Below are 15,853 nucleotides of genomic sequence, written 5' to 3'. Positions count from 1 at the left end.
ATACGTATAACAAGACAGCAAAGGTGAATTCAATGGCGGCAGGTATTTCTTTTAAAAACTTAAGTATTACTAAAAAAATACACGCGATTACATGTATAGCAGTGGCAGCATTTGTCATTATTGTGTTAGTAAACTACATCGCAATGAATGACAACAGAGCCTCACTTGATGAGTTAGAAAAGTCTTCATACGAAGTAGTAAAGTTAACGTCATCAAATGTTGGTTTACTTGAAAAATTAGACGAACTCTACACACAAGCAGTGACATTTGGTGAGCCAGACTTAGTTGAAAGTGCAGCACAAACCTATAAAACAATTAATGAAAATTTAAAAAATATTATTGCCATTAACGATACGTATGTTCATGATGATACAAAAGAAAAGCTAAAACAGTACGCTAATATTTCTTCCACGATCGCAAGCTCAATGATCTCAGGTACCGCTGATTTTAGTAAAATTCAGCAGCAAGCCCAGCAAAAAACACAACTCTATGAGGCTGTACTTGAAGGTTTTAAGCGTGCTCAAACACGCGCAGATGACCGTTTTTTTGAACTTGTTCAGGCGACTAAAGCACGCTCAGATAATGCGTTGCAGTTAATGCTTGTGGTGTCAGTTATTTCACTCTTTTTATTAGTAATTACCTCTATTTGGATTGCCCGTGGAATTGGCTCGTCAGCCAGTGCAGCGGCAAATAATTTAGGCTTGCTTGCAGATGGTAAAGGCTCGTTAAGCACACAACTTGCAGTTCATGCAAAGGATGAAATTGGCCAAGTGTCTATTAACTTTAATGCCTTTATTAAGCTATTAAAAGCCGCGGTGCTGGATGTGATGTCTGTGTGTGAGCCGTTAATGGAAAACTCAACACGCTTAGTGCAAGGTATGGAGCGTGCAGAAAAAGCAACAACCAAGCAAACAACAGATGCAGAAGTGGTAAAACACTCAATGGAAGAGATGCGTCAAAGCGTTGCTGACATTTCACAATCGGCGGCCAGTGCGTCACATGCAGCACAAACTGCTGAGCAAGAGGTAGAGCAAAGCCGCACTCAAATACAGCGTTCAGTGCAAGAGTCACGCACTTTGAGCAATGAAATTAATCAAGCTGCAACGACCATTAACCGACTCGCTGATGACACAAAAAATGTGACGCAGATTTTAAACGTTATTACCTCGATAGCTGAGCAAACTAATCTATTGGCACTTAACGCGGCGATTGAAGCTGCAAGAGCGGGTGAGCAAGGACGAGGTTTTGCCGTTGTTGCAGATGAAGTAAGAGAACTAGCATCAAGAACATCGGACTCTACCAACGAAATTAGAGAGCTGCTTACAACATTAACAACGGCAGCAAACGAGTCTGTTAATGCTATGACATCAGCCAGAGATATGGCTACAAACAACGCACAAGCAGCTGAAAATACAGGCCTCTCAATTGAAAAAATTGCAGAGCAAATTCTAGAAATAAATGGTATGAACTCACAAATTGCAGCGGCTACTGAAGAGCAAACATCGGTCGCGAGTATGGTGGTTGATAATGTTTCTAATATGCATATGTCATTTGAAGAGACAATGAATTCGTTGTCTGAGGTAAGAGATGTTGCGAAGAACCTGCATTACCTCTCGGACTCACTACTAGATGCTACGGCTAAATTTAAGGTCGAATAAAATTACATATAAAAAGCTGGCAACGCCAGCTTTAGTAGACTCATAAAGAGCCACCTTTTAGAAGGTGGCTCTTTTTATTGAAACGCAATTAGAACGTTGCAACAACCTTCACTTTATCAGTTACTTTTGATGCATCAATATAACCAATAGCATCACCATTTGCTGATACAAAATCGATAACAGCTTGGTCATTAGCAAGTTTTTCTGGCGGCGTGCCTTTGCCTGTAAATACTAACTTTGACCAATAAGCATTAAGCTGGCTGCTCGATTTACCGACTACTTTGTCGTTAAATTCATCGCTAACACTGTTGCCGTCTTGGTTTACAGGGTTTACTTTAGTGCCATCATCAAATGACTTTGCTTTACCTAGGTAGATTTTTTTAATTGTGCCTTCATCAATTGCATTGCCATTCGCAGGGTTAACAATCACAGCAACATCAGCAAAAGCGGTGCTTGATAAAAGCGCTACCGCTGTAGCTAAAAGTAATTTTTTCATTATGCGCTCCAATTAAAAAACTAAGTCTACAGCAACAGCAACAACATCAGTGTCTGTATCAGTGATGTCATCTTTAAAGCGGCTAAAGTCCACTTTTAAAGCTGCTGAAGGGTGGAAGTCATAACGAGTACCAATAGTGTAAACATTACTTTTAGCTTTACCGCTTTCCAATACTTGATTAATACCGGCGTTTAAAGCGGGTACAGCAGGAAGAGCGTTGTAACGACTACTATCGTGCTTATCATCGTTATTTTCGTAAGTTAAGTGAACAGTCCACTCATCCATACGGTAGCCCACTGACGTGTAATACTGTGTTTGCTTAGCAAGCGCACTGTTATCAACTTCAAACTCAGTGTATTCGGCATCAAATAAAATGTCGTTGTAATCAATTGAAAAACCAAGCGCTAAGAAAGAGCCATCATCTTCGTTAACAGCAATATCATCAGCCTGATCAACAAAACCTGCATTACGCAATGTTTGCTCTAAGCCATTTAGTGCAATACCAGCATCAGTATCGTTTTCAATCGCGATTGACGTTTCTGCTACAAAATAAGCAGCGCGGGCACTAAACCAGTCGTAAGATAGCGTCCAGTTAATACCTGCAATATCATTAAGTTCGGTATCACCATTTACAGAAACCACCGCAATTTTGTCGTCAAAGCTTCCATAGATAACCTGTACTGTAGAATCCCAGTCGCCCAGCTGCGTATTATGAAGAAGGCTTAAACCTTCATAAGTCGAAAATGGTAAGTTATATACCGATTGTGGTGGACGAACCCAACGATACGTGTAGCCCACATCTAAAAAGTCAGAGTAGCGATAAAAAGGCACGCGCATTTTACCTGCACTAACTTGTAGCTCATCTGTAAACTCATAGGTTAGATAAGCCCATTCAAACTCAGCATCAAAATCATCACTGCCACGAGCAACAATTTGCGCTGTTGCACTTAGTTTTTCTTGTAAATCAGCAGACAGCTGTAATGCGAACATACTTTCGTTTTTGAACGAAATGTCATCATCGTAGCCGTACAGTGTCGCGTTGTCGTCATCAAGAGTTTTACCACCAACTATTGAAGCAAAGCCATTTATGCGAACCTCTGCTAGCGTGTTTGCAGACACAAAAGCAGCACATAGAGCTAATGCAATAGGAAGTTTTTTCATTGTGTATCCCTAATATTTAGTATGAAAATGTTGATTTCGCTTAATATTATAGTAGTAAGTTGCGAAATGGGCGACATAAGGTATGAGAAAATTGTTACCAGAGCAATAAAAAATTGTTGTTTTAATTAATAATCTTTAAAGTGTTTTAATATTATAAATTGAGGTGGTAGTTAAAAAGTCAGTAGAAGGTTGTATTTATAGTTTTATAGAATTTAAATGGTGCTCTACATATAAATACTTATTTATATACTCACTACATCTGCTAAATTTATTTATGATCCTCACCTTTTAATGATATTTTTAACGCAAACACCGCTGCCGCAATAAAGGATATAAAATGGCAACCAAAACAATCGATTACTACAACCAGAACGCACAAGCATTTGTAGATGCCACGCTCGATGTAGACTTAACAGAACTTTACGATGAATTTTTACCGCTAATCCCTAAAAATGGCTCGTTGTTAGATGCTGGTTGTGGCTCAGGGCGCGACGCCTTCATTTTTAAAGAGCGTGGCTTTAATGTTGATGCGTTTGATATAAGCCCTGAAATTGCCAAACTCGCCTCAGAATACCTAGATCAAAAAGTGGCTGTGAGCAGTTTTCAAGCACTCGATGATGTTGATAAATACGATGGTATTTGGTGCTGCGCAAGCTTAATTCATGTCGCAAAAAATGACTTAACCGAAGCATTTAACAACCTTGCCCGCGCACTCAAGCCACAAGGAATTGTGTATGTATCGTTTAAATACGGTGACGGCGAGCGCGAACATAATGGTCGCGAATTTACCGACCTAAACGAGCAAACGCTTGAGAACATTATTAAAAACACCAACCTGTTTATTTTAAAATCGTGGCAAAGCGCCGACCAACGGCCCGAGCGAGCGTCAGAGATCTGGCTGAATGCTATTTTGCATAGAAGAACTATTTAAGTAATCTTTTAGTCTTATAGTCAATTATTAAAAATAATGTGGTACACTCCCTTAAGTACCGCATTTTAACTATAAAATCCCTCCTTAAAAATTAGATTTATTACCCCGCTTACTGAAAAAGTCTATATTTTTCATCACTACTTATGCTAGATTGTTTGAAAGCTTAACGCTAGCTTAACATCTAGTGAATAAGTATTGATTTAAAACCATGGAGCGGTTTTTAGTTTTAAGCCGCAGTAACAGGATTTAGTTATGCGCTTAAAAGTAGCCTTCATCAATTTTTTAAAGGCATAGTTTAGAGATGGCTATGCAGCAACAGCTCGACTTTATCGCTTATATCCAGCGCATGCTGGTGGAAGGGGATTTTAGTGCCACTTATAAGTTTGCTTTGTTACATGCGCTTGCTGATATCAGCATTGAAAAACAGCAAATAGATCCGAATGCCCAATTACAAATAACCTTTGACGAATTAGTCGAAAAGTTTATTACCTTATATTGGCACCAAGCATCCCCTTTTGCTGCTATTGGTAATAATAGAGACCTGTTGCTTTTACAAAACACTAATTCCAAAAAACAAGCCAAAATCATCACCACACTGCATGATGCAAAATTAAGAAACATTAACTCAGTTAGCCAATTAAAAAAGTGCAGTGATTGGGAAAACATACGTAAAACAACGTTAAAAACCATTAAAGAAGGACCGTTATGGTTATTACAAAAGCTAAATGGTAAGGAAGAGTGTTTTTTATACCCTCATGTTAAAGGCCAGCAATACATTACCTTAAATGCAGGTATTGCTAGTTGCTTTAGACGCTTTTACGACTTAGTTGTGTATCTAGCCAAAAATGCATGGCTACAAAAAATTCAAAGCATTAAATACAACCAAGCGCTAATTGGCCCGCAAAGCCAACTTCATGACTTTTTATTTGGCTTTGATCGCAATGCACTCAATAAAGCAAAACCTGTATTAATAGAACTACAAAAAGGGCAGTGCTTTTATTGTCAAAAGGCATTAAACAGCAAAACCGAGGTTGACCACTTTATTCCGTTTACGCGTTACGCCAATGATTTAGGCCACAACTTTGTGGCAGCTCATAGTAAATGCAATAACAGCAAACGCGACTTTTTAGCTGCACAAGAGCACCGCGAGCGCTGGCAAGAAAAAAACCTCGTTATAAATAACCAGCATATAACTCGTGAGTTGAGCGATTATTTTAATTGTGATGCCGACAAATCACGCTCAGTGAGCGACTGGGCCTACCAGGTGGCACAAGCAAACAGCGCTAAATTGTGGGTAGGCATAAATAGTTTTGAGTTTGCAGAAAGTGCTGTTTATTAATAGCCAAAAATGAGCTTGGTTAAGTGGCAGAAGATAAACCAAGGTATATCGCGTAGGCTCGATTTTATATCGTGCTTTGTTTTTTGATAACAGGTTTTAAGGCACGTATTTTTGTGTGTTTTTAGGAGTTGAGAAGGGATTAAAAACCTCTATTCGAGGTTTCATCGCGTTGGCGATGGCAACCAAAGAGAAGCTGCCGAGGAGCACACTTGATGTACAACATTGCCTAAAGGGGTTTAGGTACTTGGAATTTGTCGGGAACAAAATTCCGCCATGCTGTAAATTACTCATCATTAACTTAGTTTCAGGTGTGATCAAGGGGAGTTGGAGTGTGCTGGTAGATTGGTGTTTATGGATGAAGATGAGAGCTGTCTCATAAATTGTATATCTGTATTGAAGGGAAGATCATACATCTAATACACTTCTTCTAAATCAATAGCAGCAAGACAGCTTTCAAATAAATCATCTAATTGGGTAAAATCAAATCCGTGAGTGAAAGCCGTTTCCTGTTTTAATCTGCGCCATTTTCTTAACTGACTTCGTCCACAATACTTAGCTATTTTTTCGATTGCATCGTCAATATACTCGTTACTTTCTTTTGCTACGCGTATTAGCATTATTCTTTTTACACGCTTTAGTAAATCTTTTTTAGTATCAGGTTGTGGGCCCATATTGGGTATGTTAAGGGTGGCTATTTGAGCTTTTGAAGTTTCAAATAGTTTGAGAAAATTGTCTCGACCTCTAATTTTAAAAGCTAAAATAGGGTTGTCTTCAGCCAAGTCAGCTAATTTTTCATTAAGAGCTGGTATTACGCTCTCAGAAAGGTTTTCCTCTATAGAGGCTAGTTGCTCTTTGAATTTGCACTCAATAAGTTTAAGTACAGGGTTCTCTGATGAGATATTTTCTTCTGTAGGAGTAAATGAATTAAGTTTTTTGGCTGCATATTCATAATACTCTTTAGCGACTTCATCGATGGGTAAAGTTTTTAGCTTAATTGCGTGGCGAACCTCAAGCAAATGGAATAAGACTTTTTTTGCATTTCTTTTACTATCTCTGCGAGATCTATAAAAGAAAGCAACAGCGCCTGTTAATGCTATTATGAGAGCTACAGTAGCTGTAATTAGAGCTGAGATGATTTTAGTGTCTTGTAAAAAAGCTTCCATTTATAATTCCTATATAAAACTTATTACTAATCACCCAACCGCCAATTTTCCAGCCTCATGCCACATTTCGTTTGGCATGGGGCTTACTAATTCCCATGTTATGTTCATAGGCTGGCTGCCGCTGTGGCTTTGATATTTAACCTCGCCATAGTTCACAAATCCCATGGTTCGGCCGTTTTCATCTTTGCTTTGTTCACGCACAAACAGCAAGATGGTTTTGCCTGTTTGTTGGTGCTGAATGTAGCTTAGGCCGCGGCCATGTTCTGGTCGGGCGCTGTTTTGCGTTTGCCAATGAAACAAGGTTGGGCTGATTGCATAGTCGTGATACAGCGTTGTTGGTGAGTAGGTTTTTTCGCATTTATTGAGCGTGACGAATAGTAGCTCTAAATTTTGTTCTTTGAACTCTAATACACCTTCGCGAGCGGTCGATTTTTTATCAAACGTATGCGCGCCGAACGCCGCTAATATTTGTTGGCGAGTGTAGCGGCTGTGCAATTTTATTGCATGGTTTGGTAAGCACGCTAAGTCACTTTCTTGTTGCTGAATACGATTTATTAAAAGCACAATCACTTCTGATAACTCTTGTTGTAATAACGGGTTTTTTAGTGCTTGTAAGCTTTGCTTAAGGGATTTAAACCCTAGACTTGTGCCAGTGTTATCCCAAAAATTGTAATGAGCCATGAGTGAATACTGTTGATTTTGAGGTGTTATCTCAATGCTAAAGTCGCTGTTACATAAATCGCGTAAAAAGCACAAATAGCTCAGTGAATCACAGCTAAGTAATTGCGTATTTATAGCTCTGTAATAGGCACTATATATATCAACTTGATCTGCTGGAATATCATCGTCTTTTAACCAATGCCAACCGCCATGCCTTGTATCTTTCGGTTTATAAATATCTTCTAGTGTGACTTGTGGGTTTATACGTAAAAAGTTACTTAGTGTTAACTCGTCGCTTGTATGATGAGAATAACTGTTTATAAGCTGTTGCAAACGGCGTTTGCTGTTTGTTGCTTGTTGTATATTACGTAAAATAGTTTTTTGCGTGCGTTCTTGTAGCTCTATACGACAGCCCAGCGGCAAGTGCGGAAAGTTATTTTCTATTTCGGTTTTTATTGGCTGGTTACTTTTTCCAATGAGTGCGCGAAACTTATTGGCAAAGTCGTATTCGGGGCGAGCGTTACCAACAAAGTCGAGTACGGTACAACATTGCTTTTGACTGTTGTCGGGTAAACGTAGCCCACGGCCTAATTGCTGTAAAAATAGCGTTAGGCTCTCGGTTGGACGCAAAAAGAGCAGGGTATCTACTTCTGGAATATCGACCCCTTCGTTAAAAATATCAACGACGCAGAGTATGTGTATTTCACCTCGTCTAAGCGCCTGCTGTTTGTGTTTTCGTTCACTAGTATTTTTACTGGTAAGTACGTCTGCACTTATACCTGCAAGGATAAACTTACTGGCCATAAACTCAGCATGATCTTGGCTTACACAGAATGCTAATGCCTTAATAGCGTTAATATTTGTAACGATGTCGTTGAGACTCGATATGATTCTATTCGCGCGGTTATTCTCGCCTGTGTAGAGGTTACTTAATTCGCTAATATCGTAACGACCACCTCGCCACGTTACCGTGCTTAAATCTGTATCGTCATCAAGGCCAAAGTATTGGAACGGGCATAAATGGCGCTGATTTATGGCTTCTGGTAAGCGGATCTCTGCGGCAATAACACCACAGAAATCTTCTAATATATTTGCCCCATCTTGCCTTTCAGGTGTGGCCGTTAACCCTAATAAAATGTTTGGCTTGAAGTAATTAAGAATGCCACGGTAACTGTTAGCACTTACGTGATGCACTTCATCAATAACAATATAATCATAAAAATCAGCACTCAATTTTATGTTGTCGATTTGGTTGTTAAGGGTTTGAATTGAGACAAATAATTGGTTGTATCTTTGAGGTTTGTAGTTGCCAACCCAAAGCTCGCCAAAATCATTATTTTTTAGCACTCCACGATATGCGCTTTGTGCTTGAGTGAGGATTTCTTCTCGGTGAGCAACAAATAAAAAGTTGGCATTTGGTTTTTTGTCGTACACGGTTTTAAAATCAAATGCAGATATGATTGTTTTACCTGTGCCTGTTGCTGCCACTACTAAGTTTTTAAAGCGATTGTGAACGCTTCGTTCAACACTTAGTTTTTCTAAAATAGCTAATTGATGAGTTTTAGGGGTTAAATCAAAATAGAACTGGTTACTTGCTTGTCCTTTACCACGCTGTTCATTCAGTGAGTTTATTAGCTTTTCTTTACATTCAACTTTACCACTAAACAGTTCAAAGTCTGGTGATTGCCAGTAGGTTTCAAAGGTGCTTTTGGTTTTAGCGATAATATGCGGAATTTCTTGCGCTGTAATTTTTAAATTCCATTCAAGGCCGCTGGTGAGTGCCGAATGCGATAAGTTAGACGAACCAATATAGCCAGTATGAAAACCGGTGTTACGCATAAATAAGTAAGATTTTGCGTGTAAACGTTCTTGCTGATTGTTATAGCTTAGTTTTACTTCAGTGTTTGGTAGGCTTGCCAAAAATTCAACCGCTTTAGCATCTGTTGCCCCCATGTAAGAGGTGGTGATAACTTTTAGTTTTTTACCACTTTTGGTAAAGGCTTCAAGTTCATTTTTAAATATTCTTAGCCCTGTCCACTTTATAAATGAAACTAACCAGTAAATAGTGTCGGCCGATTTTATCTCACGCTTTAATTCTGTCTCGAGCGATATACCTGCATTCGCGCCACTAAATAATTCGCTTTGGGTAAGCCCTGTTAATGGAAATATATCTTTGGCGTAGTCTTTGAGGTTTGCTGCAATTGGGTTTTCAGTATTGAATAGTGCAGTGAGGATTTTGCCTTGGCTATCTATTAGGTTTTCACTTATTAGTTCATCATCTCGAATATGATCTTTAAGCCAAAAAACTAAGTTATTTGCTAGATTGATTTGCTCTTGTAAGCGATTATTTGAACTAGGTATAGCATCAATCGCGTGAGCAATTAACTTACCTAAAAATCGAGACAGCCAAGTGGCAGCTTCTGCTGATTCAAGTTGGCGTTCTCCGACATAAAACTGTTCACGATCTAGGTGTTGCTCGATTACTTGCGTAATCAGCTGCTCGTAAATACCAACCTGTTCCATAACGACTCCCTGTTTTCGAACAGTCAGTTTACTAAAATAAATAATGAAAACAAACAATAACTTGATTGGTAATTTGCAGGCTTTAGTTACGGTTACACCCCGTGTTCATACCCGAAATTGAATTAATTATGAGTAATTAACAGCGTAGCGGAATTTTGTTCCCGACAAATTCCAAGTACCTAAATCCTTTTAGGCAATGCTGTAAAAAGCGTAGCTTGGCCATGGATGGCCTATCTACGCTGGTTACGTTCATTTAATTAATTCAAATTGAGGAAACAGTGTGAACCTCGGGGCGCCGAGCGATTCCAAAGAAAAGTCGGTGGTTACTTCTTTTTGGTTGTTAGTGTCAACGCGACAGAATTTAAAAATTAATGTATAAATAAGCTGTTGTTAAAACAGGGAATGCTAATGGAAAACTTATTAAATCAAGGGCTAAGTCTTTTATTTATTGTCCTTGGGGCCTACTCAATACTTGGTGTTTTATTCTTTAAGTTATGGGTACATCAAAAAAATGCTAAATTACCTGTTGAGCGCAAAAAGCTTTTGCGTTTAGCTGCACAGACATTGAATGATCAAGTTAATGACAAAATATTTGACGTTGTAGGTTACATATTTTTAGCAGTATTAATTATCACCTTGCCTTTTGCGCTAAAGGGTATTGCTGAGATGTTTGCAAGTGGTGAATTAAACTACTTTTTGATTAGTATTATCTTTTTAGGATTAACTTATACTGCCAGAAAGTTATGGCTTGAGTCAGACAAACTTATAAAATTAAAACTTGGGCGGGATGCTGAGTTAGCCGTTGCATCAGAGTTGATTGAGCTGCAATCACATGGTTACCAAGTATTTCATGATATTCAGGCAGATGGCTTTAATATTGATCATCTGGTTATTGGTTCAAATGGTGTTTTTGCAATTGAGACAAAAGGTCGGCATAAGCGCATAAAAGATGACATCAATTATAAAGTAAGGTTTGAAAATAACTTTCTTGCCTTTCCTTCATGGAATGAGAGTAAGCCTATTGATCAAACAGAGCGGCAAGCTCAATGGGTCTATAAATGGTTGAGTGAGGCCACAGGTTATAGTACGCAAATAACACCTATTTTGTGCTTTCCAGGTTGGTTTGTAGAACTAAAGCAACGACCACCATTCCCTATCGTTTCTCACAAACAGTTGAGCAAAGCCATCTTATCGATGCGCCAAAATCAGCTAGATGAAACTATACAAAAGGCTATTTGCTATCAAGTTGTTCAAAGGTGCCTAAATAGTTCCAAAGCCTAAATTACTTGCATGGTTATTTTGAACTACGTAATTGATTATTACTTTTAAATGTAAAGGTGGGTCCTTATAGGGGGAAAGCTTTTTGTATGCTGAAAGTACATGTTTGGACACCTCATGAGGTATTGCGTTACGCTAAAGAGCTTGCAGAAACGGAAAATGCATAAATATGAAAGTTATTTATGAACCACGCTTTAATTATCAGCTAGGATTACTGAAGTATTTGCATCCATTTGATGGTGAAAAGTTTGCCAAAGTGGCATCTGAACTTGATAGTGTGGATGTTGAAGTAATCCAACCGAATGAACCAATTTCTACCGATATAATTAACGAGTACCTCAATGAGCTAATGAGAAAATTGGTCTTGAGTCGAACGCTTATTTTCCGTGCCCTTGAAGTTCCTAAAATCCCTTTTGTTAGCTTTGATTTTCTAGATAAAAAAATCTTAACTCCTATGCGTTTAGCTGTTGCGGGTACTCTACTAGGTGCTGAAAAAGCGCTAGATTCTGGCGAGACTATGTGGAATTTATCTGGTGGCTTTCATCATGCTAGTAATTTAAATATGGAAGGGTTTTGTATTTATAATGATATTGGCATTACCTACCAGCAATTACGAAAAAATGGCCATTTAAGCGAAACAGATAAAGTGTTGATTATTGATGTTGATGCTCATCATGGTAACGGTAATGCGTATTCATTTAAAGATAATGAAAACGTACATTTGTTAGATGTATACAATGAAGATATTTACCCAACATCGAGCTTCACCCGCAATAGAGTGAATTTTCCTGTGCCATTAAAAAGCGGTGTCGAAGGCGAAGAGTATTTGACGAAACTTAATCAAGCGCTCGAATTAGTCATTGATGAATATGCTTTGGCTTTTGTAATTGCAGGAACAGATGTACTGGCCGTTGATAAACTGGGTGGCTTTAAACTTACAATAGAGGATGTTGTTGAACGTGAAAAGAGTGTTTTATCTCGTTTAAAAAGCCTAAGTATACCAACCGTCGTTATTGGCGGCGGGGGTTACTCAAAGCAAAGTGCGTCAGCTATTGCTGCTGCAATTAGAGCGTGTACGGCCTTATAGAAGCGTTAATTTTTTTTAAAATCACAAACACCAAGTACAATGCTGTGGTGTTTGTGTATTATAAAGGCTTTGTTTTATGCAAAGCCCGTTTCAATATCGCGGAAAGTCCATTGGCCGTTTGAGTCGGCAATATCAATTAACTCACACGCTTTTTTATTCCATGCTGCTAAGCAGGTAATGTAGTTTGTTAGTTGATGAAAAGCGCGGTCTGGTGCATCGGGGCGAATTCTTGACATTGAGTAGCTTGAATAAGTTGCGCCACTTCCTACCCAACTTACGATTGAAGAAGCAACGCCGCCGCCAGGAATAACAAAACCCGCTGTTGTTGTAACAAGGCCAAGTATTGTTGCGGCTTTTTCTACACTGTTACCCGTTTTCATAATATCTTCGCTGAGTATAGGGTGTAGTAAAGCGAGTAAGTTAGTTGCTTGGGGTTGGTTAGAAGCAACAGCAACATCATTAGATGTTTTTGGCACGTTCCCAGGAGCAGATGCACCTCCTCGCATAGCGGGAAGTAAACTGTTGAAAGATTTTTGGCTACGGTTACTTGTTGAAAAAGTCACAGATTCTGTACTTAAGCCGCCCGCTTTTACACGTTTTTGATCTTTTGGTGTGATGGTTGATTTATACGTTCGTTGTAAGCGACGATAAACAGCTGCGCTACATTGTGTCATTTGTATTGCTAGGGCTGCTTGATCTTTAAACTCTCGCCCGATTGCGCGATCTGAAAGTTGGGTTAACTGTGCTTTTTTCTTCAGCACGTGTTGGCCAATTATAATATCCATAAAATATCCTTATTAAAATCCTATGGCCAGAATTCTATCATGATTATTTGTAATGTTAATATGCTAAAAATAAATTTTGGGTACTTTATATAGCCCTAAAATAAATAGAGTTTTGTTTATTTTATGTTATAAAAGGCAGGAAAATTCTGAGACTATTTATATTTTTTAGTCGATAATATTTGTAGGGAAAAACAATTAACAAAATTGATGTGAAATTATGAATAAATGGATTTTATTACTCGCTAGTTTATTAGTGAGCCCAACTTCAATTGCCAACGAGCAATACTCTCAAAACCAATGCGATAACATTAAAGCTGAACGTGAGTCTATTCGTAAAAGAATGAATCGCAGTTATAGCGCACAACAAGGTGAGCGTTGGAATAAGCGCTCCGATGAGCTGTTTACTTTGCTGGCAAAATATTGCAAAAAACCGACAAAAAGCGCAGGTAATGGCGGTAATTATAGTTACCGGTCAAACCCGACAGGGCTTTTAAATACGAAAGTATATAACTCTACGGTTTATTCTAATTCATACAATGATGATGAAAAACGTAAAGCGTGGGGTGAGTTTTATAAGCTGCCAGAGCGCTGTAGAGCAAAGAAAATCCAGCAAGCGGATTTTGTATGGTGTAGTGAAAACAAAGTTGAGCAAAAAGCCTTGTTTGAATCTACTTGGAATGCCCAGCCTTAAATCGAAATTAGGCCTGTTTTTTAGTTACCTTCTTACACACGTAGCAGTGGCTTTATGCTGCTACGTTAGGTTATTAAAACTAGCCTATTAAATCGCGATGTAAAATTGCTGCTACTCATTCTATAGCTCTATCACATCCCCTTGTAAGCTAGGGGTGTGAGTAATACTGTTTTGCAGTTGTTCTATTAAGATCTGGGCATTGGCAGAGGGGGTGCGTGAATGTGGCCAGAGGGCGTAAATAGGCCTTGCAGGTAAATTGTGTGGCGTATCTAGGTAATTAAATTGATAGGTGTCTTTAATGCAGGCTATTTCACTCATGGGGAGTATGCCAGCACCATAGCCTGCTTCAATCATTTTTCTGGCGATTGTAATATCAAAACAAAAGCTTATTTGTTCATACTCTTTTTTTAATTTGTTTAGCAAACCACTGGGTAGTTGTGACTCAGAGTAGGGGATTATTAAACGTGATTTAGGTGCGCCTTGTTTTGTTATAAGTTTAATTGCAATCATACCTAGGCGCTTTTGGTAGTAGCTAGAGTCTTGTTGTTCGCCAATACGAATAGCTAAGTCAAAACGTTTTTGGCTTAACTGGCTATTGGCATTGCTTGGGTAAATGTGGAGGTTTAACGCAGGGTTTGCCATCGCAAATTGATTAATTGCGCCCATCAGTGGACCCGCAATGATGTTTTGTGGGCACAACAAGTAAAAGTCTTTTGCGGTAGGCGAGTCGTTTAATTGTGCTAACTGACTATTGAGAGCAAGCACTTGCTCGCCTAATTCGTTATAAAGTGACTCGCCTTTGGTGGTTAACACAATGCCACGGGCTGTGCGTTGTAATAATGGCTCGCCGAGCTTGTCTTCGAGTGTTTGAATGCGCCTAGAAAGCGTTGATAGATTCAGTCCTAAATCTTTTGCTGTTTGGCTCATGCTTTTACGGCGGGCTATTTCGATAAATAAATGCAGATCATCCAGCATACGACTCCCTCAATCTTAGTTTGCATTTTCGTGACTGTTGCTACTTAGGCTATGCAAATATAGTAACGCCAAGGAGGACATATGAAAATTCATTTTACATTTACTGCGGCATTTTCGTTTTTAATGTCATTTTTGCTTTCGGCATGGGTTACCTATGTCAATTTAGGGCTAAGCGATACATTTTTAGTAAGCTGGATGAAGGCGTTTGCCAATGCATGGCCTGCTGCATTTGTGGTGGCTTTTACAGTTGCGCCGCCAATAAGGGCATTGGTTTTAAAATTATACGCTAAGGAGTTAGTATGATTAATATCGTAGCAAAAATTACCCCTAAAGCAGCATTATTTGAAGACTGTAAAGGGCGTTTACAGAGTATATTAAACGCCACTCGTGCAGAGCATGGTTGTAATCGTTTTGAGCTGTTTGCGAGTAAAGAGCAGCGTTGTCTGTTTTTAGTTGAGCAGTTTGTATCGCAAGCTGCACTTGATGCTCATTACGAGCAGCCATACACCAAAGCTGTGTTCGCTTTTTATGAAAATGCGCTGGCACAACCTGTTGAGGTTTCAAAAGTAGAGGTGTATTAGTTAAAAGCCAAATATAAATATTCGGTTATTAAAGCACCTCATTATAGCTCGTTTATCACTTATAAATTGGTTGTGGGGCGCTTTACTGTATGGCCATATGGCATGGCGCGCGAAACAAGTTCCACGCCTACTCAATCGCACTTTTAGATCATCGATAGTTTTGTAGTTAGGCAAAGGAATTAGCCTTTTTGATAATAAGAAACGATACATAGGCAAATAATTGTCCCAAAAACCGAGATTAAGTGCGCAGCTCCTATAACTTTGTCGATAGGCCTTGCATATTTAGCTACAAAACGGCCATCAAATAGTGGCGTTGGGATTCTTGAACGCTCAAAAAACATAGCAAATATATAAAACGAAACGCTTGCGCCGATACCTTTATCCCAACTAAGGGGAGAGACACCATCTTTCTCCATATGCTTATCTATATACTTCACAGATACTCGATAAAACAGCACGCCTGACGCAAAAGTAACCACTGTAAATATAATGAAGGAGTAGAAAATAAAGATTTTAAAATCCATT

The 15,853-nt window shown here is 38.9% G+C and carries 15 protein-coding genes; 8 read left to right on the top strand and 7 right to left on the bottom strand.

The features are described from left to right. Window positions 1-32: 32 nt before the first annotated feature. Entirely contained in the window at window positions 33-1,658 is a 1,626-nt protein-coding gene (locus L3V38_RS09805; RefSeq protein WP_237119286.1) for a methyl-accepting chemotaxis protein, read from the top strand. Window positions 1,659-1,746: 88 nt separating this feature from the next. Here L3V38_RS09805 and L3V38_RS09800 read toward each other — a convergent pair whose 3' ends face one another. Both L3V38_RS09800 and L3V38_RS09795 read right to left on the bottom strand, forming a co-directional pair. Next, window positions 1,747-2,154, bottom strand: coding sequence for a phosphate ABC transporter substrate-binding protein (locus L3V38_RS09800; protein ID WP_130151968.1), 408 nt, complete (start codon window positions 2,152-2,154; stop codon window positions 1,747-1,749). 12 nt (window positions 2,155-2,166) lie between these two features. Then, entirely contained in the window at window positions 2,167-3,315 is a 1,149-nt protein-coding gene (locus L3V38_RS09795; protein ID WP_130151967.1) for a porin, read from the bottom strand. 337 nt (window positions 3,316-3,652) lie between these two features. Between L3V38_RS09795 and L3V38_RS09790 the strand changes: the two genes are divergently transcribed. Together L3V38_RS09790 and L3V38_RS09785 are read left to right on the top strand one after the other, a co-directional pair. Then, window positions 3,653-4,246 carry a class I SAM-dependent methyltransferase gene (locus L3V38_RS09790; RefSeq protein ID WP_237119285.1) on the top strand — a complete coding sequence of 198 codons (594 nt, stop codon included), beginning with the start codon at window positions 3,653-3,655 and terminating at the stop codon, window positions 4,244-4,246. Between the two features lie 307 nt (window positions 4,247-4,553). Further along, a complete protein-coding gene (locus tag L3V38_RS09785; protein WP_237119284.1) occupies window positions 4,554-5,585 on the top strand; it encodes an HNH endonuclease in 1,032 nt (343 codons plus the stop codon). A gap of 413 nt (window positions 5,586-5,998) precedes the next feature. Here L3V38_RS09785 and L3V38_RS09780 read toward each other — a convergent pair whose 3' ends face one another. Both L3V38_RS09780 and L3V38_RS09775 read right to left on the bottom strand, forming a co-directional pair. Then, window positions 5,999-6,748, bottom strand: a complete 750-nt coding sequence (locus L3V38_RS09780) for a hypothetical protein (protein WP_237119283.1) — start codon at window positions 6,746-6,748, stop codon at window positions 5,999-6,001. A 30-nt stretch (window positions 6,749-6,778) separates the two neighbouring features. Beyond that, on the bottom strand, window positions 6,779-9,931 hold the full coding sequence (locus tag L3V38_RS09775) for a DEAD/DEAH box helicase (protein WP_237119282.1): 3,153 nt from the start codon (window positions 9,929-9,931) through the stop codon (window positions 6,779-6,781). 408 nt (window positions 9,932-10,339) lie between these two features. On the opposite strand from L3V38_RS09775, the gene L3V38_RS09770 reads away from it, so the two are divergent. Then, the gene (locus L3V38_RS09770) at window positions 10,340-11,212 is read left to right on the top strand and encodes a nuclease-related domain-containing protein (protein ID WP_237119281.1); all 873 of its coding nucleotides are present in this window, start codon (window positions 10,340-10,342) and stop codon (window positions 11,210-11,212) included. Window positions 11,213-11,378: 166 nt separating this feature from the next. Beyond that, window positions 11,379-12,296, top strand: a complete 918-nt coding sequence (locus L3V38_RS09765; RefSeq protein ID WP_237119280.1) for a histone deacetylase — start codon at window positions 11,379-11,381, stop codon at window positions 12,294-12,296. Window positions 12,297-12,370: 74 nt separating this feature from the next. Here the strand turns inward: L3V38_RS09765 and L3V38_RS09760 are convergent, their stop codons facing one another. Then, window positions 12,371-13,081, bottom strand: coding sequence for a hypothetical protein (locus L3V38_RS09760; RefSeq protein WP_062567774.1), 711 nt, complete (start codon window positions 13,079-13,081; stop codon window positions 12,371-12,373). Between the two features lie 217 nt (window positions 13,082-13,298). On the opposite strand from L3V38_RS09760, the gene L3V38_RS09755 reads away from it, so the two are divergent. Further along, the gene (locus L3V38_RS09755; RefSeq protein WP_237119279.1) at window positions 13,299-13,772 is read left to right on the top strand and encodes a hypothetical protein; all 474 of its coding nucleotides are present in this window, start codon (window positions 13,299-13,301) and stop codon (window positions 13,770-13,772) included. A gap of 120 nt (window positions 13,773-13,892) precedes the next feature. On the opposite strand, the gene L3V38_RS09750 is transcribed toward L3V38_RS09755, so the two are convergent. Further along, window positions 13,893-14,747 (bottom strand): LysR family transcriptional regulator, encoded by an 855-nt coding sequence (locus L3V38_RS09750; RefSeq protein ID WP_237119278.1) that lies wholly within the window; start codon window positions 14,745-14,747, stop codon window positions 13,893-13,895. A gap of 81 nt (window positions 14,748-14,828) precedes the next feature. Between L3V38_RS09750 and L3V38_RS09745 the strand changes: the two genes are divergently transcribed. Both L3V38_RS09745 and L3V38_RS09740 read left to right on the top strand, forming a co-directional pair. After that, complete coding sequence (locus L3V38_RS09745) at window positions 14,829-15,050, top strand: DUF2798 domain-containing protein (protein ID WP_237119277.1); 222 nt, start codon at window positions 14,829-14,831, stop codon at window positions 15,048-15,050. Next, a complete protein-coding gene (locus L3V38_RS09740; protein ID WP_237119276.1) occupies window positions 15,047-15,328 on the top strand; it encodes an antibiotic biosynthesis monooxygenase in 282 nt (93 codons plus the stop codon). Before L3V38_RS09745 ends, L3V38_RS09740 begins: the two co-directional genes overlap by 4 nt. Window positions 15,329-15,507: 179 nt before the next feature. Here the strand turns inward: L3V38_RS09740 and L3V38_RS09735 are convergent, their stop codons facing one another. Continuing rightward, window positions 15,508-15,852 (bottom strand): hypothetical protein, encoded by a 345-nt coding sequence (locus tag L3V38_RS09735; RefSeq protein ID WP_237119275.1) that lies wholly within the window; start codon window positions 15,850-15,852, stop codon window positions 15,508-15,510. Between the last annotated feature and the right edge of the window lies 1 nt (window position 15,853).

It is taken from the genome of Pseudoalteromonas sp. L1 (assembly GCF_021728095.1).
Lineage (GTDB): Bacteria > Pseudomonadota > Gammaproteobacteria > Enterobacterales > Alteromonadaceae > Pseudoalteromonas.
Note: the sequence above shows the minus strand (reverse complement) of the source record. Positions and strands in the feature narration are given on the sequence as shown.